A 19,522-nucleotide genomic window follows, 5' to 3' on the forward strand; every position below is an offset into this window, starting at 1 on the left:
AGCATGGACCACCGCCTCAGCCCCGAGCTGGAGGAACTCCGCCGTACGGTCGAGCAGTTCGCGCACGACGTCGTGGCGCCCAAGATCGGCGACTTCTACGAGCGGCACGAGTTCCCGTACGAGATCGTCCGCGAGATGGGCCGCATGGGCCTGTTCGGGCTGCCGTTCCCGGAGGAGTACGGCGGGATGGGCGGCGACTATCTGGCCCTCGGCATCGCGCTGGAGGAGCTGGCCCGCGTCGACTCCTCGGTGGCCATCACGCTGGAAGCGGGGGTGTCGCTGGGCGCGATGCCGGTCCACCTCTTCGGCACGGAGGAGCAGAAGCGGCAGTGGCTGCCCCGGCTCTGTTCCGGAGAGATCCTGGGCGCGTTCGGCCTCACGGAACCCGACGGCGGCAGCGACGCGGGGGCGACCCGTACGACGGCCCGGCTGGACCCGGACACCGACGAGTGGGTGATCAACGGCACGAAGTGCTTCATCACCAACTCGGGTACGGACATCACGGGCCTGGTCACGGTGACCGCCGTGACCGGCCGCAAGCCGGACGGCAGGCCGGAGATCTCGGCGATCATCGTCCCGTCCGGCACGCCGGGCTTCACGGTGGCGGCGCCGTACTCGAAGGTCGGCTGGAACGCCTCCGACACCCGCGAGCTGTCCTTCGCCGACGTCCGGGTGCCCGCCGCCAACCTGCTGGGCGAGCGGGGCCGGGGTTACGGCCAGTTCCTGCGCATCCTGGACGAGGGCCGCATCGCGATCGCCGCGCTCGCCACCGGCCTGGCCCAGGGCTGTGTGGACGAGTCGGTGAAGTACGCCAAGGAACGCCACGCCTTCGGCAGGCCCATCGGCGCGAACCAGGCCATCCAGTTCAAGATCGCCGACATGGAGATGAAGGCCCACACGGCCCGCCTGGCCTGGCGGGACGCGGCCAGCCGTCTGGTGGCCGGCGAACCCTTCAAGAAGGAGGCGGCCCTGGCCAAGCTGCACTCCTCCACGGTCGCCGTCGACAACGCCCGCGACGCCACCCAGATCCACGGCGGCTACGGCTTCATGAACGAGTACCCGGTGGCCCGCATGTGGCGCGACTCCAAGATCCTGGAGATCGGCGAGGGCACGAGCGAGGTCCAGCGCATGCTGATCGCGCGCGAACTGGGCCTGGTGAGCTGACGGGACGCTCACCCCGCACGGGACCGGCAGCACACGGCTGCCGGTCCCGTGTCGTGTGTGCGGCCGCCGCGGTGACGTACCGCCAACTCCGGGCCGTCCGGGAGCCGTCCGCGACGCGCGCACCGGCCGGACGGGCAGGTATCCGCCCCCTGGACATCAGCTGAGGTTAGGCTAACCTACCTTGGAACTTGTCCGACGGGCGCTTCGCCCCGTTCGAAAGCAGTCATACCCATGCCCCTTGCCCGTGCCACCCATGTCACTCGCCGCGGCCTGCTCGCCGCCGGCGGCGCCCTCGGTCTCGGTGCCGCGCTCGCCGCCTGCGGGGACGACAAGGGCAAAGACAGCGGCTCGGGCGCTCAGGGGAAGTCCGGGAAGTCGGGGCCCTGGTCCTTCAAGGACGACCGCGGCACGACCGTGAAGCTGGACAAGGTCCCCGCGAACGTCGTCGCGTTCACCGGTGTCGGCGCCGCGCTGTACGACTACGGCATCCAGGTGAAGGGCGTCTTCGGTCCGACGAGGACGACCGCCGGCAAGCCCGACGTCCAGGCCGGCGACATGGACATCAGCAAGGTGACGGTCCTCGGCAACGCCTGGGGCCAGTTCAGCATCGAGAAGTACGCCTCGCTCGCCCCGGACGTGCTCATCACCACGATGTTCGACGCCGCCGGCACCCTCTGGTACGTCCCCGAGGAGTCGAAGAAGAAGATCGCCCAGCTGGCCCCCAGCGTCGGCATCTCCGTCTACGACCGTCAGCTCACCCAGCCGCTGCAGCGCATGTGGGAGCTCGCGGAGTCGCTCGGCGCGGACATGAAGGCGGCGAAGGTCACCGACGCCAGGAAGCGCTTCGAGGACGCCGCCGCCCGGCTGCGCGCGGCCGCCAAGGCCAAGCCGAACCTCAAGGTGATGGCCGGCAGCGCCAGCGACCAGCTGTTCTACGTCTCCGGCACCAACCTCTCCATCGACCTGGAGTACTTCAAGTCCCTCGGCGTGAACTTCGTGGAGCCGCCGGAGAGCGCCAAGAAGCAGGGCGGCGGCTGGTACGAGTCGCTCAGCTGGGAGAACGTCGACAAGTACCAGGCCGACATCATCATGATGGACGACCGCTCCTCGGCCATCCAGCCCGCCGACATCACCAAGGCCACGTGGAAGAAGCTGCCCGCGGTCAAGGCCGGGCAGGTCGTCTCCCGTTCCCCCGAGCCGATCCTGTCGTACGACAAGTGCGTGCCGCTGCTGACGAATCTGGCCGAGGCCCTGGAGAAGGCCGAGAAGGTCGGCTGACCCCCGGCGAAACCCCTCACAGAGCCCTGAACCCCCACTCTCAGGAGCCCACATGACGACGGCCGTAGCCGCCCCGTTCCGTTTCTTCGCTCTTCAGGTCGTACGGACGAGGCGGCTCGGTCCGTCCCTGGTCCGGGTCACCTTCGGCGGAGCCGATCTGCACGCCTTCCACTCGGACGGACGGGACCAGTCGCTGTCCCTCTTCCTCCCGCATCCCGGGCAGACCGAACCCGTCGTGCCACTGGAGCTGGGCGACAGCTGGTGGCAGGGCTGGCGGGAACTGCCGGACGACGTGCGCGCGGTGATGCGCTCGTACACGCTCCGGGCGCTGCGCCGGGACCCCGACGAGGTCGACATCGACTTCGCGCTGCACGGTGTCGGACCGGATGCCGCCGCGCCCGCCGGACCGGCCTCCCGCTGGGCCGCGCGGGCCGCCGCCGGCGACCGGGTGCTGCTGCTCGGGCCCGCCGTCGCCGACAACCGGGCGATCCGGTTCCGCCCGCCCGAGGACACCGGGCTCGTCGTGCTGTGCGCCGACGAGACCGCCGTACCCGCCGCGACCGCCATCCTGGAGTCCCTGCCCGCCGGTACCCGGGTCCGGGCCTGGCTGGAGGTCCCGCACGCCGGTGACGTCCAGGACGTGCGCACGGAGGCGGACGCGGAGATCACGTGGCTCGTACGGCACGACGGGTCCCCCATGGCCGTCGACGCCGTACGGGCCGCCCGGCTGCCGGACACCGGGCGGGCGTACGTGTGGCTCGCGGGCGAGTCGGGCCGGGTGAAGGCGCTGCGGCGGCACTTCGTCGGCGAGCGCGGGGTGGACCGGCGGCGCGTCACCTTCGTCGGCTACTGGCGGCGGGGCATGACGGAGGAACAGCTCCGGGCCGCGGAGTAGCAGCGGGCGCACCCCTTCCGTGACACCGCTCCTGGAGAGGGGCGCCCCGAGCCCGTGAAGTTAGGTTAGGCTAACCTAAGTTGATCCCGCACGGACCGTCCCCTCGGAGGACCCCCACATGCGCTCGCACCTGCTCAATGGCCTCACCGCGGAGCACTACCGCCGCTCCGTGACCGAAGGAGTCGAGCGGGTGGCGGCCAAACTCGCCACCACCGACCGTCCGTTCACCGGCGTCACCGTGGACGCCCTCTCCCCCGCCATCGACGCGATCGACCTGGACCGCCCGTTGGGCGACACCACCGCCGTGCTGGACGAACTGGAGGACGTCTACCTCCGGGACGCGGTCTACTTCCACCACCCCCGCTACCTCGCCCACCTCAACTGCCCGGTCGTCATCCCCGCGGTGCTCGGCGAGGCCGTGCTCTCCGCGGTCAACTCCTCGCTGGACACCTGGGACCAGTCGGCCGGCGGCACCCTCATCGAGCGCAGGCTCATCGACTGGACGGCCGCCCGCATCGGCCTCGGCCCGGCCGCCGACGGCGTCTTCACCTCCGGGGGCACCCAGTCCAACCTCCAGGCACTGCTGCTGGCGAGGGAGGAGGCCAAGCCGGGGCGGACAGGGTGGGAAGAGGGGAACTCCCTCGGCAGGCTGCGCGTCTTCGCCTCCGAGGTGAGCCACTTCAGCGTGAAGAAGTCCGCGAAACTGCTCGGCCTCGGCCCGGACGCCGTCGTCTCGATCCCCGTCGACCACGACAAGCGCATGCAGACGGTCGCCCTCGCCCGCGAACTGGAGCGCTGCGCGAGCGACGGCCTGGTCCCCATGGCCGTCGTCGCCACCGCCGGCACCACCGACTTCGGCTCCATCGACCCGCTGCCGGAGATCGCGGGACTGTGCGCCCAGTACGGCGTCTGGATGCACGTGGACGCGGCCTACGGCTGCGGACTGCTCGCCTCCCTGAAGTACCGGGACCGCATCGACGGCATCGAGCGCGCCGACTCGGTCACCGTCGACTACCACAAGTCCTTCTTCCAGCCGGTCAGTTCCTCCGCCGTGCTGGTCCGGGACGCGGCCACGCTGCGGCACGCCACCTACCACGCGGAGTACCTCAACCCGCGCCGCATGGTGCAGGAACGTATTCCCAACCAGGTGGACAAGTCGCTCCAGACCACCCGCCGCTTCGACGCCCTCAAGCTGTGGATGACGCTGCGCACGATGGGCGCCGACGGCGTCGGGCAGCTCTTCGACGAGGTGTGCGACCTGGCCCGGGAGGGCTGGAAGCTGCTGGCCGCCGACCCCCGCTACGACGTCGTCGTCGAGCCCAGCCTGTCCACCCTCGTCTTCCGCTACGTCCCGGCCGCCGTCACCGACCCCGCCGAGATCGACCGCGCCAACCTCCACGCCCGCAAGGCCCTGTTCGCCTCCGGTGACGCCGTGGTCGCGGGCACCAAGGTGGCCGGCCGCCACTACCTGAAGTTCACCCTGCTCAACCCCGAGACACGGACGGCCGACATCGCCGCCGTCCTCGATCTGATCGCCGGCCACGCCGAGCAGTACCTGGGAGAGTCCCTTGACCGCGCGTCCTGAAGCCCACAGCACGACCCACGACTTCGTGGGGATCGGGCTCGGCCCCTTCAACCTCGGCCTCGCCTGCCTGACCGAGCCGATCGCCGAGCTGGACGGCGTCTTCCTGGAGTCCAAGCCCGACTTCGAGTGGCACGCCGGCATGTTCCTGGACGGCGCCCACCTCCAGACCCCGTTCATGTCGGACCTGGTCACCCTGGCCGACCCGACCTCGCCGTACTCCTTCCTGAACTACCTGAAGGAGAAGGGCAGACTGTACTCATTCTACATCCGCGAGAACTTCTACCCGCTGCGGGTCGAGTACGACGACTACTGCCGCTGGGCCGCGGGGCAGCTGAGCAGCATCCGCTTCGGCACCACGGTCACCGAGGTGACGTACGAGGACGAGCTGTACGTCGTCCGCACCGAGGCCGGGGACACCTACCGCGCCCGGCACCTGGTGCTCGGCACCGGCACGGTCCCCTTCGTGCCGGAGGCGTGCCGGGGGCTCGGCGGGGACTTCCTGCACACCTCCCGGTACGTGCACCGCAAGGCGGAGCTGCTGAAGAAGAGGTCCGTCACGATCGTCGGCAGCGGGCAGAGCGCGGCCGAGATCTACTTCGAGCTGCTCGCCGAGATCGACGTCCACGGCTACCAGCTCAACTGGGTCACCCGCTCCCCGCGGTTCTTCCCGCTGGAGTACACCAAACTGACCCTGGAGATGACCTCCCCGGACTACGTCGACTACTTCCGGGCGCTGCCCGAGGAGACCCGCTACCGGCTGGAGAAGCAGCAGAAGGGCCTGTTCAAGGGCATCAACTCGGACCTCATCGACTCGATCTTCGACCTGCTGTACCAGAAGAACGTCGAGAGCGGCGACCGTCCGGTGCCCACCCGGCTGCTCACGAACTCCACGCTGCGCACGGCGACGTACCAGGACGGCACCTACACGCTCGGCTTCCACCAGGACGAGCAGGGCAAGGACTTCGAGATCCGCACCGAGGGCCTGGTCCTGGCCACCGGCTACCACTACACCCCGCCGGCCTTCCTGGACCCGGTCCGGGACCGCCTCCGCTTCGACGGGCACGGCCGCTTCGACGTCGCCCGCAACTACGCCGTCGACGTCACCGGCCGCGGGGTCTTCCTGCAGAACGCCGGCGTCCACACGCACAGCGTCACCAGCCCCGACCTGGGCATGGGCGCGTACCGCAACGCGTACATCATCCGTGAGCTGCTCGGCACGGAGTACTACCCGGTCGAGAAGACCATCGCCTTCCAGGAGTTCGCCGTATGACCTTCACGTTCCGCCCCCTCGATCCCCTGAAGGACGCCGAGCTCCTGCACCAGTGGGTCACCCACCCCAAGGCCGCGTTCTGGATGATGCAGGACGCGAAGCTGGAAGACGTCGAACGCGCCTACATGGAGATCGCGGCGGACGAGCACCACCACGCGCTGCTCGGTCTCACCAGGGACGGCACGCCCGCGTTCCTGATGGAGCACTACGACCCCGCGCACCGGGAGCTGGTCGGGCTGTACGAGCCGCGGTCCGGGGACGTCGGGATGCACTTCCTGGTGCCGGCCACCGACTCCCCCGTGCACGGGTTCACCAGGTCGGTCATCACCGCCGTGATGTTCCGTCTCTTCGAGGACCCGTCGGTGCGGCGGGTCGTCGTCGAGCCGGACGTGCGCAACACGGCCGTGCACGCCCTGAACGCGGCCGTCGGCTTCGTGCCCGAGCGGGAGATCGACAAGCCGGAGAAGCGGGCGCTGCTGAGTTTCTGCACCCGCGAGCAGTTCGAGAAGGCGGTGGCCGCATGACCCTCGCCGACGCCGTGGCCCATCTGTCGCCCGGGCGCTGGGCGACCGCCAACCGGCTGCTGCTGCGCAAGGCGCTCGCCGAGTTCGCGCACGAGCGCCTGATCACCCCGGAGGAGGACGGCGACCGGTACGTCGTCCGCAGCGACGACGGGCTCACCAGCTACCGGTTCAGCGCCGTACGGCGGGCCCTGGACCACTGGGAGATCGACCCGGACTCCGTCACCCGGCACCGCGACGGCACCGAACTCCCGCTGGCCGCGCTGGACTTCTTCATCGAGCTGAAGGAGTCGCTGGGGCTGAGCGACGAGATCCTGCCGGTGTACCTGGAGGAGATCTCCTCGACACTGTCGGGCACCTGCTACAAGCTCACCAAGCCGCAGGTGACCTCCGCCGAGCTGGCCCGGAGCGGCTTCCAGGAGGTCGAGGCCGGGATGACCGAGGGCCACCCGTGCTTCGTCGCCAACAACGGGCGGCTCGGTTTCGGGATCCACGAGTACCTGTCGTACGCCCCCGAGACGGCGAGCCCCGTCCGGCTGGTGTGGCTGGCCGCGCACCGCTCGCGGGCCGCTTTCACGGCCGGCGCCGGCATCGAGTACGAGTCGTTCCTGCGGGAGGAGCTGGGCGAGAAGACGGTGGAGCGGTTCCGTGCCGTCCTCACCGGCCGGGGCCTGGACCCGGCCGAGTACCTGTTCATCCCGGTCCACCCCTGGCAGTGGTGGAACAAGCTGAGCGTCACGTTCGCCGCCGAGGTCGCCCGTGAGCTGCTGGTCTGCCTCGGCGAGGGCGACGACGAGTACCTGGCCCAGCAGTCGATCCGGACCTTCTTCAACACCAGCGCCCCGCACAAGCACTACGTGAAGACGGCCCTGTCGGTGCTCAACATGGGCTTCATGCGCGGTCTGTCGGCCACCTACATGGAGGCCACCCCGGCGATCAACGACTGGCTGGCCCGGCTCATCGACAGCGACCCGGTACTGAAGTCCACCGGCCTGTCGATCATCCGGGAGCGGGCCGCCGTCGGCTACCGGCACCTGGAGTACGAGCGGGCCACCGACCGCTACTCGCCGTACCGCAAGATGCTGGCCGCGCTGTGGCGGGAGAGCCCGGTGCCCTCGCTGCGGGACGGCGAGACCCTCGCGACCATGGCCTCCCTGCTGCACGTCGACCACCGGGGCGCCTCCCTCGCGGGCGCGCTGATCGAGCGCTCCGGCCTGCCTCCGGCCGAGTGGCTGCGGCAGTACCTGCGGGCCTACTACGTCCCGCTGCTGCACAGCTTCTACGCCTACGACCTGGTGTTCATGCCGCACGGCGAGAACGTCGTGCTGGTGCTGAAGGACGGCGCCGTGCAGCGGGCGGTCTACAAGGACATAGCCGAGGAGATCGCCGTCATGGACCCGGACGCGGCCCTGCCGCCGGAGGTGCGGCGGATCCGCGTCGAGGTCCCCGAGGACACGAAACTGCTGTCGGTCTTCACGGACGTCTTCGACTGCTTCTTCCGCTTCCTCGCCGCCCGCCTCGCCGCCGACGGCATCCTGACGGAGGACGGCTTCTGGCGCACGGTCGCCGAGGTCACCCGCGAGTACCAGGAGGCCAACCCGGAGCTGGCCGACCGGTTCCGCCAGTACGACATGTTCGCCCCAGAGTTCGCCCTGTCCTGCCTGAACCGGCTCCAGCTGCGCAACAACCGCCAGATGGTGGACCTCGCCGACCCCTCCGGCGCGCTCCAGCTGGTCGGCACCCTGAAGAACCCCATCGCCGGCCTCTGACGGCACCCCGGACGGACGGGCACCCCGGAGTACGGTCCTCCGGGGTGCCCGTCGGCAGGTGGTCAGCGGGTCGGCCAGGGCACCTGGGGCGACCGGTAGTAGTGGATGCCGAGGGCGTCCCAGCGCGGGGCCTGGGCGGCCAGCCGCGCCCGGTAGGCCTCCCAGTCGTGCGTGGCCGCCGGTGACCAGCCCAGCTCGGCGGCACCGGCCAGGCGCGGGAACGCCATGTACTCCAGGTCGGCGGACCGGGCCAGGGTCTCGGTCCACAGCGGCGCCTCGACGCCCCGGATCGCCGTGTCCGGGACTCCCGGCAGGTAGGCGCCGGGGTTCCAGTCGTAGGAGCGCCTCACCTCCACCAGGCCCGCCCACCTGGTGCCGAGCCTGGTGTCGCTCGTGTACTTCATGTCGAGGTAGACCCGGTCGGCCGGGGACAGGATCAGGCCCGTGCCGTTCCGGGCGGCCTGCGCGACCTGCTCCTTCTCCGCCGCGCTGGTGCCGTCCAGGCCCCAGTACTGGGCGAGGGCACCGCGGGCCGGGTGCGCGCCGGCGAGCTGGTGCCAGCCGATGACCGTCTTGCCGTACCAGGCGACGACCGGCTGCACGCGGTCCATGAAGGCGACGTAGTCGGTGTGGCTCGTGGAGTGCGCCTCGTCGCCGCCGATGTGCAGGTAGCGGCCGGGGGTGAGGGCGGCCAGCTCCCGGATCACGTCGTCCACGAAGTCGTAGGTGACCTGCCGGGGCACGCACAGCGAGCTGAAGCCGACCTGGGTGCCGGTGTACAGCGGGGGCGCCACCCCGTCGCAGTTGAGCTGCGCGTAGGAGGCGAGGGCCGCGTTGGTGTGGCCGGGCATGTCGATCTCGGGCACGACCTCCAGGTAGCGGGAGGCCGCGTACCGGACGATCTCCCGGTAGTCGGCCTTGGTGTAGAAGCCGCCGGGGCCGCCGCCGACCTGGGTGGAGCCGCCGTAGGAGGCCAGGCGCGGCCAGGAGTCGACGGCGATGCGCCAGCCCTGGTCGTCGCTCAGGTGCAGGTGCAGCTCGTTGATCTTGTAGAGGGCCAACTGGTCGATGTAGCGCTCGACCTGGGCGACCGTGAAGAAGTGCCGGGCGACGTCCAGCATGGCGCCCCGGTAGGCGTAGCGCGGGTGGTCCTGCACGGTGCCGCCGGCGATCGGCCAGGGCCCGGGCTGCACGGTCCCCTTCTCGACGGCGGCCGGGAGGAGCTGACGCAGCGTCTGGACGCCGTGGAAGAGCCCGGCGGGGGTGCGGGCGGTGAGGGTGACACCGTCCGCGCCGCTGTGCAGCCGGTAGCCCTCGGCACCGAAGTCGCCCTGCGCCAGGGCGAGTCGGATACCGCCGGTGCCCTGGTCGGTGACCGGCAGCGGGTAGCCGGTGGCCGGGCGGAGCAGGCCGGCCAGATAGGCGCCGATGCGGCGGACCTCGGCGGTTCCGTCGACGCGGACCCGGGTGTCCCGGGTGATGCGGTACGGCGTTCCGCCCGGCGTGACCGAGGCGGGGGCCGGGACCACCCGGTCCAGCGGGACCGGGGCGGCGGCCTGCGCCGAGGGGGCCGCGCCGAGGGTGACGACGCCGGCCGCCGCGAGCAGCAGCAGGGATCCGAGGACCCGGGACAAGCGGGGAGTCGTGCTGTGGTTCCGTCTCACAAGCACTCCCTTCGGAAGGGGTGACCATCTGACATGGTCGAGACCACTGTCCCGCAGACCGGGTGGAACAATCCCCGCATGGCGGAAATCATCCAGAAGGACGGCACTTGGGCCTTCGACGGCGACACCCTGCGCCTCACCCCGGGCCGGGACAGGAACGTGGGCCTGCTCCGCCGCGAGCTGGGGGAACTCGCCGTACCGCTTCAGGCGTTGGCCGGTGTCTCGTTCGAACAGGGCCGGAAGGCGGGGCGGCTCAGGCTGCGCTTGCGCGACGGCGCCGACCCGCTGCTCCAGGCCACCGCCGGCCGGCTCACCGAGCCGCACGACCCGTACCAGCTGGCCGTGGAGCCGGACCGGTACGGCGTCGCCGAGTACGTCGCCGACGAGCTGCGCAGGGCCCTGGCGCTGGCGGGGGTGTCCCCGGAACCGTCCGGCTCCTACCTGCTGCCGGGCCCGTCGCTGCCGGTGTCGGTGTCGGCCGGGGACGGCACGGCGGGCTTCGACGGGGAGCGGGTGCGGCTGGAGTGGAACTGGAAGACGGAGGGCGCCAAGGCCTCCGCCGGCCCGCGCACGATCCCCCTCGGGGACATCACCGGGGTGGAGTGGCAGCCGGCGGCCGGCCTGGAGAACGGCCATCTGCGGTTCCTGGTGCGCGGCGCCCCGGTCACCGCGCCGCCCAAGTACGACCCGAACGCGGTGGAGCTGTGGGGCTTCCGGAAGGACCCGCTGACGGCCCTGGTGGCGGCGGCCGTGCAGGCGCGCCTGCCGCACCCCTCGGCGGCCGGGCCGGACCCGCGGAGGATCCCGCCGCAGCCGGCCGGGGAGCGGGCCGGGGACGACCACGACGCCCTGCTGCGCCGGCTGCGCGAGCTGGGCGAGCTGCACCGTGACGGGGTGCTCACGGACGAGGAGTTCACCCTGGCCAAGCGGGCGGTCCTCAAGCGCCTGTGAGGACCGCCCGCGCCAGGGGCTACTGGGCCTTGCGGGACACCGTGAAGTGGTCGATGCGGTTGCCGGTCTCGGCGATGCCCGACACCTTCAGCGTGGTCTGCCGGCCCCTGGGGGCGGGCGTGACGTCCACGCGCAGGAAGGAGTAGTTCAGGTACCGCACCCGGGACCAGGCGACGGTCTCGTCGACCTTGCCGTCCTTGGTGTTGACGAAGGAGGCCACGGAGTCGGTCTTGTGCTCGTGGCCCTCGTAGGAGTCCGGGGCGGAGAAGGCGTACAGGCTGCGGCCGGCCGCGCCGGCGGTGACGTACACCACACCGTCGGTCTCGGGGTAGGCGGTGCCGCCGATCGGCAGCTCCTTGGAGACCCTGCCCGCCTTGATGACGTCGGTGCGCTCGTACTGGTGGTTGTGGCCGTTGATGACCAGGTCCACGGTGTACTTCTCGAACAGCGGCACCCACTCCTGGCGCACACCGCCTTCCGAGGCGTGTGCGGTGGAGGTGCAGTAGGCGCAGTGGTGGAAGAAGACGACGATGAAGTCCACGTCCTTCGACGCGCGGAACTTCTTCAGTTGGCCTTCCAGCCATTTCGTCTGCGTTCCGCCTGATATGCCCAGGTTCGCCGGGATCTCGAAGGAGACGTCGTTGGCGTCGAGCGAGATGACCGCGGTGTTGCCGTAGACGAAGGAGTAGACGCCCGGCAGGTTCTTCTTGTCGGGGCCGTTGTCCGGCAGGTTCCAGCGGGCCTCCTCGCCGCCGTAGCCGTTGGGCGAGTACCAGGCCTCCATGTCGTGGTTGCCGTACGCGGGCATCCACGGGACCTGCTTGGCGACCGACTCGGTCTGGGCGAGGAAGGAGTCCCAGGTGCGCGAGTCGAAGCCGGCGTCGGAGGTCTTGCCCGCGCCGGACGGGTCGGCGTAGGCGATGTCGCCGGCGTGCAGGTGGAAGGCCGGGTTCTGGCCGAGGAGGAGGCTGTTGTTGGCCAGACCGTGGTAGCCGACACCCTCGTCGCCGAAGGCGGTGAAGGTGAACGGCGCCTTGTGCGCGGGGGCGGTGGTGAAGGTGCCCACGGTGCCCAGCAGGTGCGGTGCGGCCGGGTCGAAGCCCTGGTGGCCGACGCCGTAGTAGTAGGTCCGGCCGGGGCGCAGGTGGGTCAGCTTGGCGTGCAGGTAGTACTGGGTGTGGTCGCCGCTCGCACCGACACCGGCCGGGGTGTACAGGGTGCGCACCTCGGCCTCGATCTTCCGGGAGAGGTCCCAGGGATGGGCGCCGATGCGGATGAACGGCTTCTTCACGGCGACCGGGACCTGCCAGGAGACGGTGATCTCGGTGCGCGGGTCGTTGCCCCAGGCCAGATGGCGGCCGAAGGGTGCGACGAGGGAGCCGTCGACGGCCGCGGGGGCGGAGGCGGTGCTCCCCCACTGCCTGAACGGCGTGGGAGGTGCCCCCAGGGCCGGCACGGCGGCCCGGGCGGTGGCGCCCGGCACGAACGCGCCACCGGCGACGGCGCCCAGCGTGACGGCGCCGCCCCTGATCATGGTGCGCCGCGAGAATCTGGCGCGCAGGTACTCGTGCTGTTCGGCCATGCTCATGCGCGCGGCCAGCTTCTCGGGTACTCCCATACGAGGAATGTCCATGACGTCTGAAACTCGTCCGTCCGGGCAACGAGACGCAAGACACCGGATGGACAGCTTGCGAACAGAGCGCCATGAGACTTTCAACAGTCACTTGCCCGGAATCGGGCACGAATCTTGCGAAAGACGCGCCGGTACTCCAGGATCTACCGGGTGCACGACGAACTTCTTGATCATCTGACGCGGTCCACGCCCCTCAGCCGGGGCGAGGCGCTGCGCGTGGTCCAGGACGTGCTCGCCTATTTCGACGAGACGGCCCAGGAGTACGTCCGTCGCCGCCACCGCGAACTCCAGGCCCAGGGCCTGGTGAACACGGAGATCTTCGAACGGATCGAGGCGGACCTGAAATACCGGGCGGTGGCGCCGCCGGAGCTGACGCTCAGGCAGCTGCGCCGCATGGTCTACGGCTGAAACCAGCCGGAGCCGGACCAGCGACAGCCAAGGGATACCTCTATATATGTGCGGAATTGTCGGATACATCGGGAAGCGTGACGTCGCCCCCCTCCTGCTGGAGGGTCTCCAGCGCCTGGAGTACCGCGGCTACGACTCCGCGGGCATCGTCGTCACCTCCCCGAAGACGCCCGGCCTGAAGATGGTCAAGGCCAAGGGCCGGGTGCGCGACCTGGAGGCCAAGGTCCCGGCGCGCTTCAAGGGCACCACCGGCATAGCCCACACCCGCTGGGCCACCCACGGCGCCCCCTCCGACGTGAACGCCCACCCGCACATGTCGGCCGACCAGAAGGTGGCCGTCGTCCACAACGGCATCATCGACAACGCCGCCGACCTGCGCCGCAAGCTGGAGGCGGACGGCGTCGAGTTCCTCTCCGAGACCGACACCGAGGTCCTCGTCCACCTGATCGCCCGCTCGCAGGCCGAGAAGCTGGAGGACAGGGTCCGCGAGACCCTGCGGGTGGTCGAGGGCACCTACGGCATCGCGGTGATGCACGCCGACTTCTCCGACCGCATCGTGGTGGCCCGCAACGGCTCCCCGGTCGTCCTCGGCATCGGTGAGAAGGAGATGTTCGTCGCCTCCGACATCGCCGCGCTGGTCGCCCACACCCGGCAGATAGTGACCCTCGACGACGGCGAGATGGCCACCCTCAAGGCCGACGACTTCCGGACGTACACCACCGAGGGCACCCGTACCTCGGCCGAACCGACCACCGTGGAGTGGGAGGCGGCGTCGTACGACATGGGCGGCCACGACACCTACATGCACAAGGAGATCCACGAGCAGGCCGACGCCGTGGACCGCGTGCTGCGCGGCCGCATCGACGACCGCTTCTCCACCGTGCACCTGGGCGGCCTGAACCTGGACGCCCGCGAGGCCCGGCAGATCCGCCGCGTGAAGATCCTCGGCTGCGGCACCTCGTACCACGCGGGCATGATCGGCGCCCAGATGATCGAGGAGCTGGCCCGCATCCCCGCCGACGCCGAGCCGGCGTCCGAGTTCCGCTACCGCAACGCGGTGGTCGACCCCGACACCCTGTACGTCGCGGTCTCCCAGTCCGGTGAGACGTACGACGTGCTGGCCGCCGTCCAGGAGCTCAAGCGCAAGGGCGCCCGGGTCCTCGGTGTGGTCAACGTGGTCGGCTCCGCGATCGCCCGTGAGGCCGACGGCGGCATCTACGTCCACGCCGGCCCCGAGGTCTGCGTCGTCTCCACCAAGTGCTTCACCAACACCACGGTCGCCTTCGCCCTGCTCGCCCTGCACCTGGGCCGCACCCGCGACCTGTCGGTGCGCGACGGCAAGCGGATCATCGCGGGCCTGCGCAAGCTGCCCGAGCAGATCACCGAGATCCTCAAGCAGGAGGAGGACATCAGGCAGCTGGCGGAGAGCTACGCCGAAGCCCGCTCGATGCTCTTCATCGGCCGCGTCCGGGGCTACCCGGTGGCCCGCGAGGCGTCCCTCAAGCTCAAGGAGGTCTCCTACATCCACGCCGAGGCCTACCCCGCCTCCGAGCTGAAGCACGGCCCGCTGGCCCTGATCGAGCCGGCGCTCCCCACGGTCGCGATCGTCCCCGACGACGACCTGCTGGAGAAGAACCGCGCGGCCCTGGAGGAGATCAAGGCCCGCGAGGGCAAGATCCTGGCGGTGGCCCACCGGCACCAGGAGAAGGCGGACCAGACGATCCTCGTCCCGAAGAACGAGGACGAACTCGACCCCATCCTGATGGGCATCCCCCTCCAGCTCCTCGCCTACCACACGGCGAAGGCCCTGGGCCGGGACATCGACAAGCCGCGGAACCTCGCCAAGTCGGTCACGGTGGAGTAAGACGCCCCGGTTCAGGCGCAGAAAAGGGACCCCCGTGCGGCCACCTTCACACGGGGGTCCTTCCCGTGCTGCTGCTCATCAGCCGGCGGCCGTCACCCCCCGGCCCGCAGCACGCCCCGGAAGGGCCGTCGGCCAGTGGGCCAGCGCGGCCGTGGCCGCGTACCAGGCCACCGCCCCCGAGACGGCGGCCACCCAGCCGCCGACCTTGGTCAGGGCCGAGCTGTCCGTGAACTGCGCCACGGCGAGCACGAGCATCGCCAGGAACAGCAGGCCGTGCACGACCTGGCCGAGGCTGTCCCCGCCGGCGAGGGTCAGCGTGAGCGCCACGAGGGCGAACAGGAGCAGGAAGAGCCCGCCCGCGTTGGCGGACGAGTGCCCGGCGACCGCCCAGGTGAACCACAGGGCGCCGAGGGCCGCGAAGCCCGTACCGGAAAAGCCGTCACGGTCCCGGAGGGCCAGCAGACCGATGAGGAACAGGGCAACTCCGCCCACGTAGTGGGCCACTGACACGGCGTCGGACACGGCCACGCCGTCGATGACACCGGTGGTACCGAGCCCGAACGCCAACAGGGTGATGCCCAGGGCGAGTCGGCCGACCACGGTGGTGCTTCCGCTTCCCGCAGAGACGTCGTTGTCCACGGCGGGCTCCCTTCGTGCAGGTGCAGTTGTGCGGTGAGCGCTATATGCCCTTCACAAAGGCACGAACCACCTCTACGCGCGAGTAGTTCTGCGCTGCACCAAGCTGCGCCGAACTGCACCAGGGCAGTTGGGAGGCTCAGGGAATGACGATCACGGGCCGCCGCGCCCGCTTGGCGAGCCGTCCCGCGACGGAGCCGAAGATGCGGCCGACGATGCCGTGCGTGGAACCGACGACGATCGCGTCGGCCTCGTACTCCCGCCCGACCTCTTCCAGCTCGTGGCAGATGTCACCGCCCCGCTCGACCAGGATCCACGGCACCTCGGCCAGATAGTCCGCACACGCCAGCTCCAGCCCCAGGACCTCCGTGCGGTGGTCCGGCACGTCCACGAAGACGGGCGGCTCGCAGCCGGCCCACACGGTGGTGGGCAGCCGGTTCGCGACATGCACGATGATCAGACCGGAGTGGGAACGGTGGGCCATGCCGATCGCGTAGGCGAGGGCGCGCTCGCTGGACGTGGAGCCGTCGAAGCCGACCACGACTCCGTGCCGGAAGGCGGGGTCGCAGGAAGGGCGTGCGTCTTCCGCCGCCAGGGGATCGGCCGCCGTGGGATCGGCGACCGGCCGCTTGCGGTCCGCGGGTTCGAAGAATTCGTGACCGGCCATGGCTGTCTCGGCGTTGTGATCCTTTATGGGAGGGACGACAGTGTGCGGCGGAGCTGTGTCCGGGAAACGTCTTCCCAGGCCCATACCCTCAAGGGTACGGCGGCACGCCTCCTGAGCCCAGATCCCGCGCACGCTCCGTGAGCGGCCCCCCGACGTCCGTAGGGGTTCACCGGAGCATGCACGAGCCGCGCCCGTAACGCAATGGTTGCTGCCCCGTACAGGCGGTTTGCACAGCGTTCACAGCTGCGCCTGCGGTGACCGACCGGTCGAACGGGCGTTGAATCGGGGTGAGCCACCGCCACAGGGAGTACGAGATGCCCGGACCCCGACCCAGCAGCGAACCGCGCCCCGCACCGGACAGCGCGAGCGATGTGATCCGCTGGGCGGCCTTCAGCTGCGTGCTCGTGCCCGTGGTGCTCGTCTGGTACGGCACCTCGCTGGCCGGCGCCGCGGGCACCGCGCTGGGTCTCGCCGCCGTCACCGCCGTCTGCCGGGTGCTGCTGCGGCGCTCCGAGCGGTGCGCCCGGCGTTGCACCGCGCAAAGAGGCGGACGTCACACCCGGGAGCAGACACCGGTCGACTGACCTGTTTCCGCGCCTCCGAACGCTACTTTTCAGCCAACTTCTGGATATCGGCCAGGAGGGGTCCGAACCACCCTCCAACCCCCGTTCCACCTGCACGGAAAGGGTCTACGGGCCGCTGCGCACCCTACGCGGTTTGGCCACTGCCACAAGGCGCACTTCCCTGCGCGCCTCACGAGTGCAACGCTTCGTGATCGAATGCTTCACGCCAAGTTGTCATGTCGACAATGTGGCGCGTGGGGAACTGGTCACCGCCCGATCGCGGGAACCAGTAAATTCGATCTTGACTGTCTTACGGCGGGGGACTCGTGCAGGACCGAGGGGAAACGTGCAGGAGCGACACAACCGAGGAGCCGCGACCACCGAGGGGGGCTTAGCAGTATGAGCCACGACTCCACTGCCTCGCCGGACGCCGCAGCCCGGAAACTGTCCGGGCGACGCCGCAAGGAGATCGTCGCGGTGCTGCTGTTCAGCGGTGGCCCCATTTTCGAGAGTTCCATTCCGCTGTCGGTGTTCGGGATTGACCGCCAGGACGCCGGCGTGCCGCGCTACCGCCTGTTGGTGTGTGCCGGCGAGGAAGGCCCGCTGCGGACCACAGGGGGCCTGGAACTCACCGCACCGCATGGGCTGGAGGCGATCTCCCGCGCCGGGACGGTCGTCGTACCGGCCTGGCGTTCGATCACCTCACCACCACCGGAGGAGGCACTCGACGCGCTGCGCCGGGCACACGAGGAGGGCGCCCGCATCGTCGGGCTGTGCACGGGCGCGTTCGTGCTCGCCGCGGCCGGACTGCTGGACGGCCGCCCGGCGACCACCCACTGGATGTACGCACCGACGCTGGCCAAGCGCTACCCGTCGGTGCACGTCGATCCCCGTGAGCTGTTCGTCGACGACGGCGACGTGCTGACGAGCGCGGGTACGGCGGCCGGAATCGATCTCTGTCTCCACATCGTGCGGACGGACCACGGCAACGAGGCGGCCGGTGCGCTCGCCCGGCGCCTGGTGGTCCCGCCGCGCCGGTCGGGCGGTCAGGAGCGCTACCTCGACCGCTCTTTACCGGAGGAGATCGGCGCCGACCCGCTGGCCGAGGTCGTCGCCTGGGCGCTGGAACACCTCCACGAGCAGTTCGACGTGGAGACGCTGGCGGCACGCGCCTACATGAGCCGCCGTACGTTCGACCGCCGGTTCCGCTCGCTCACCGGGAGCGCACCGCTGCAGTGGCTGATCACGCAACGGGTGCTCCAGGCGCAGCGGCTGCTGGAGACGTCGGACTACTCCGTGGACGAGGTGGTGGCGGGCCGGTGCGGCTTCCGTTCACCCGTCGCGCTGCGCGGGCACTTCCGCCGCCAGCTCGGCTCGTCCCCCGCCGCCTACCGGGCCGCCTACCGGGCCCGTCGGCCGCAGGGCGACAAACCGGGTGAGGCGGAGCCGACGATGCAGCCGCCCGGCCAGCAGGGCGCGCCCGCGGGCCTCTCCGGCCACGGCGGACCGGTGGGCCCGCCACCGGCCCTGCTGCACGAGCACCGGGACGGCGGGGTACCCCTGCAGAGCCGCCGCGCCGCGGCCGGCGCGGTGGGACTGCTGCCGGGACCGCGCAGCGGAAGCTGAGCGACTCCCGCACGGAGCACAGAGGGGGGCGGAGCAGGACTCCGCCCCCCTCGCCGTGCCCGCCCCTTCGGGTGTCCGCGCACCGACAAGGTCGGCGCACGGTCGGTCCAGCTCAGCGCGGCGCGCCGTAAGGTGAGACACATGAACGATCGCATGGTGTGGATCGACTGCGAGATGACCGGCCTCTCGCTGTCCGACGACGCGCTCATCGAGGTGGCCGCCCTCGTCACCGACTCCGAGCTGAACGTACTGGGCGAGGGGGTGGACATCGTCATCCGGCCGCCGGCCCGGGCGCTGGAGACGATGCCGGAGGTGGTGCGTCGGATGCACACCGCGTCCGGGCTGCTCGCGGAGCTGGAGAACGGTACGACCCTGAAGGACGCCGAGGAGCAGGTGCTGGCGTACGTGAAGGAGCACGTGAAGGAACCCGGCAAGGCACCGCTGTGCGGCAACTCGGTCGGCACCGACCGGGGCTTCCTGCTGCGGGACATGCCGACCCTGGAGGACTACCTCCACTACCGGATCGTCGACGTGTCCTCGGTCAAGGAGCTGGCCCGCCGCTGGTACCCGCGGGCGTACTTCAACAGCCCCGAGAAGAACGGCAACCACCGGGCCCTCGCCGACATCCGCGAGTCGATCGCCGAGCTGCGCTACTACCGCGAGGCCATCTTCGTGCCGCAGCCCGGTCCGGACTCCGACACCGCCAGGACGATCGCCGCCAAGCACGTACTGCCCGCGCAGTAGCCGCCCGCGCGGGCTCCCCGGGCGCGCTCGGCGGCCCGCGCGAAAACCTGTGCGCGAGCACCCCTTCGGACCCTGTAGACTTCTTCTCGGCCGGTCGGGGAAACGACAAGTTCCACCGCCGGTCATGGTGGGTGTAGCTCAGCTGGTAGAGCACCTGGTTGTGGTCCAGGATGCCGCGGGTTCGAGTCCCGTCACTCACCCTGAGTGTTCAGCCGGTGACTCCGTCGCAAGACGGAGTCACCGGCTGAACGCGTTTCGGGCCCCTCCGATCGCCCGGCAGGCCG

17 protein-coding genes and 1 tRNA gene are annotated in these 19,522 nt (G+C 70.4%); 14 read left to right on the top strand and 4 right to left on the bottom strand.

Features of this window, described 5'->3' with window-relative positions:
- The first annotated feature begins 3 nt into the window (after positions 1–3).
- From S1361_RS15230 to S1361_RS15260, 7 genes are all read left to right on the top strand, one after another.
- Positions 4–1,164, top strand: a complete 1,161-nt coding sequence (locus S1361_RS15230) for an acyl-CoA dehydrogenase family protein (protein ID WP_208032390.1) — start codon at positions 4–6, stop codon at positions 1,162–1,164.
- Positions 1,165–1,395: 231 nt separating this feature from the next.
- On the top strand, positions 1,396–2,442 hold the full coding sequence (locus tag S1361_RS15235; protein ID WP_208032391.1) for an ABC transporter substrate-binding protein: 1,047 nt from the start codon (positions 1,396–1,398) through the stop codon (positions 2,440–2,442).
- 52 nt (positions 2,443–2,494) lie between these two features.
- A complete protein-coding gene (locus S1361_RS15240) occupies positions 2,495–3,337 on the top strand; it encodes a siderophore-interacting protein (RefSeq protein WP_208032392.1) in 843 nt (280 codons plus the stop codon).
- A 118-nt stretch (positions 3,338–3,455) separates the two neighbouring features.
- Positions 3,456–4,922: a lysine decarboxylase DesA gene (gene desA / locus S1361_RS15245; RefSeq protein WP_208032393.1), complete on the top strand. Its 1,467-nt coding sequence runs from the start codon at positions 3,456–3,458 to the stop codon at positions 4,920–4,922.
- Positions 4,906–6,192 (top strand): lysine N(6)-hydroxylase/L-ornithine N(5)-oxygenase family protein, encoded by a 1,287-nt coding sequence (locus S1361_RS15250; protein WP_208032394.1) that lies wholly within the window; start codon positions 4,906–4,908, stop codon positions 6,190–6,192. The genes desA and S1361_RS15250 overlap by 17 nt, the downstream gene beginning before the upstream one ends.
- On the top strand, positions 6,189–6,716 hold the full coding sequence (locus S1361_RS15255; protein ID WP_208032395.1) for a GNAT family N-acetyltransferase: 528 nt from the start codon (positions 6,189–6,191) through the stop codon (positions 6,714–6,716). The genes S1361_RS15250 and S1361_RS15255 overlap by 4 nt, the downstream gene beginning before the upstream one ends.
- Positions 6,713–8,482 carry an IucA/IucC family protein gene (locus S1361_RS15260; RefSeq protein ID WP_208032396.1) on the top strand — a complete coding sequence of 590 codons (1,770 nt, stop codon included), beginning with the start codon at positions 6,713–6,715 and terminating at the stop codon, positions 8,480–8,482. Before S1361_RS15255 ends, S1361_RS15260 begins: the two co-directional genes overlap by 4 nt.
- A gap of 62 nt (positions 8,483–8,544) precedes the next feature.
- Here S1361_RS15260 and S1361_RS15265 read toward each other — a convergent pair whose 3' ends face one another.
- Positions 8,545–10,146, bottom strand: coding sequence for a beta-N-acetylhexosaminidase (locus S1361_RS15265; RefSeq protein ID WP_208032397.1), 1,602 nt, complete (start codon positions 10,144–10,146; stop codon positions 8,545–8,547).
- A 78-nt stretch (positions 10,147–10,224) separates the two neighbouring features.
- On the opposite strand from S1361_RS15265, the gene S1361_RS15270 reads away from it, so the two are divergent.
- Complete coding sequence (locus tag S1361_RS15270; RefSeq protein ID WP_208032398.1) at positions 10,225–11,097, top strand: DUF4429 domain-containing protein; 873 nt, start codon at positions 10,225–10,227, stop codon at positions 11,095–11,097.
- Positions 11,098–11,116: 19 nt separating this feature from the next.
- On the opposite strand, the gene S1361_RS15275 is transcribed toward S1361_RS15270, so the two are convergent.
- A complete protein-coding gene (locus S1361_RS15275) occupies positions 11,117–12,715 on the bottom strand; it encodes a purple acid phosphatase family protein (protein ID WP_208032399.1) in 1,599 nt (532 codons plus the stop codon).
- Positions 12,716–12,880: 165 nt separating this feature from the next.
- Here S1361_RS15275 and S1361_RS15280 point away from each other — a divergent pair, with 165 nt between their 5' ends.
- The gene (locus S1361_RS15280) at positions 12,881–13,138 is read left to right on the top strand and encodes a hypothetical protein (RefSeq protein ID WP_030347655.1); all 258 of its coding nucleotides are present in this window, start codon (positions 12,881–12,883) and stop codon (positions 13,136–13,138) included.
- Between the two features lie 46 nt (positions 13,139–13,184).
- A complete protein-coding gene (gene glmS / locus S1361_RS15285; protein ID WP_208032400.1) occupies positions 13,185–15,002 on the top strand; it encodes a glutamine--fructose-6-phosphate transaminase (isomerizing) in 1,818 nt (605 codons plus the stop codon).
- 78 nt (positions 15,003–15,080) lie between these two features.
- Here glmS and S1361_RS15290 read toward each other — a convergent pair whose 3' ends face one another.
- Complete coding sequence (locus S1361_RS15290) at positions 15,081–15,641, bottom strand: GPR1/FUN34/YaaH family transporter (protein ID WP_208032401.1); 561 nt, start codon at positions 15,639–15,641, stop codon at positions 15,081–15,083.
- Positions 15,642–15,777: 136 nt separating this feature from the next.
- Complete coding sequence (locus S1361_RS15295; protein WP_208032402.1) at positions 15,778–16,305, bottom strand: universal stress protein; 528 nt, start codon at positions 16,303–16,305, stop codon at positions 15,778–15,780.
- A 314-nt stretch (positions 16,306–16,619) separates the two neighbouring features.
- Here S1361_RS15295 and S1361_RS15300 point away from each other — a divergent pair, with 314 nt between their 5' ends.
- From S1361_RS15300 to S1361_RS15315, 4 genes are all read left to right on the top strand, one after another.
- Positions 16,620–16,889 (top strand): hypothetical protein, encoded by a 270-nt coding sequence (locus S1361_RS15300; RefSeq protein ID WP_208032403.1) that lies wholly within the window; start codon positions 16,620–16,622, stop codon positions 16,887–16,889.
- Between the two features lie 378 nt (positions 16,890–17,267).
- Positions 17,268–18,494, top strand: coding sequence for a helix-turn-helix domain-containing protein (locus S1361_RS15305; protein WP_208032404.1), 1,227 nt, complete (start codon positions 17,268–17,270; stop codon positions 18,492–18,494).
- Between the two features lie 141 nt (positions 18,495–18,635).
- Positions 18,636–19,238, top strand: a complete 603-nt coding sequence (gene orn, locus S1361_RS15310; RefSeq protein WP_208032405.1) for an oligoribonuclease — start codon at positions 18,636–18,638, stop codon at positions 19,236–19,238.
- A 127-nt stretch (positions 19,239–19,365) separates the two neighbouring features.
- Positions 19,366–19,438, top strand: a tRNA-His gene (locus S1361_RS15315).
- The last annotated feature ends 84 nt before the right edge of the window (positions 19,439–19,522 follow it).

This window comes from Streptomyces cyanogenus (genome assembly GCF_017526105.1).
In the GTDB taxonomy this organism is placed as follows: domain Bacteria; phylum Actinomycetota; class Actinomycetes; order Streptomycetales; family Streptomycetaceae; genus Streptomyces; species Streptomyces cyanogenus.

Bases quoted from the DNA above. Each gene is read 5' to 3' on its own strand.
- S1361_RS15230 (WP_208032390.1), top strand. From the start codon at position 4: ATGGACCACCGCCTCAGCCCCGAGCTGGAGGAACTCCGCCGTACGGTC.
- S1361_RS15235 (WP_208032391.1), top strand. From the start codon at position 1,396: ATGCCCCTTGCCCGTGCCACCCATGTCACTCGCCGCGGCCTGCTCGCC.
- S1361_RS15240 (WP_208032392.1), top strand. From the start codon at position 2,495: ATGACGACGGCCGTAGCCGCCCCGTTCCGTTTCTTCGCTCTTCAGGTC.
- desA (WP_208032393.1), top strand. From the start codon at position 3,456: ATGCGCTCGCACCTGCTCAATGGCCTCACCGCGGAGCACTACCGCCGC.
- S1361_RS15255 (WP_208032395.1), top strand. From the start codon at position 6,189: ATGACCTTCACGTTCCGCCCCCTCGATCCCCTGAAGGACGCCGAGCTC.
- S1361_RS15260 (WP_208032396.1), top strand. From the start codon at position 6,713: ATGACCCTCGCCGACGCCGTGGCCCATCTGTCGCCCGGGCGCTGGGCG.
- S1361_RS15270 (WP_208032398.1), top strand. From the start codon at position 10,225: ATGGCGGAAATCATCCAGAAGGACGGCACTTGGGCCTTCGACGGCGAC.
- S1361_RS15275 (WP_208032399.1), bottom strand. From the start codon at position 12,715: ATGGGAGTACCCGAGAAGCTGGCCGCGCGCATGAGCATGGCCGAACAG.
- glmS (WP_208032400.1), top strand. From the start codon at position 13,185: ATGTGCGGAATTGTCGGATACATCGGGAAGCGTGACGTCGCCCCCCTC.
- S1361_RS15295 (WP_208032402.1), bottom strand. From the start codon at position 16,305: ATGGCCGGTCACGAATTCTTCGAACCCGCGGACCGCAAGCGGCCGGTC.
- S1361_RS15300 (WP_208032403.1), top strand. From the start codon at position 16,620: ATGCCCGGACCCCGACCCAGCAGCGAACCGCGCCCCGCACCGGACAGC.
- S1361_RS15305 (WP_208032404.1), top strand. From the start codon at position 17,268: ATGAGCCACGACTCCACTGCCTCGCCGGACGCCGCAGCCCGGAAACTG.
- orn (WP_208032405.1), top strand. From the start codon at position 18,636: ATGAACGATCGCATGGTGTGGATCGACTGCGAGATGACCGGCCTCTCG.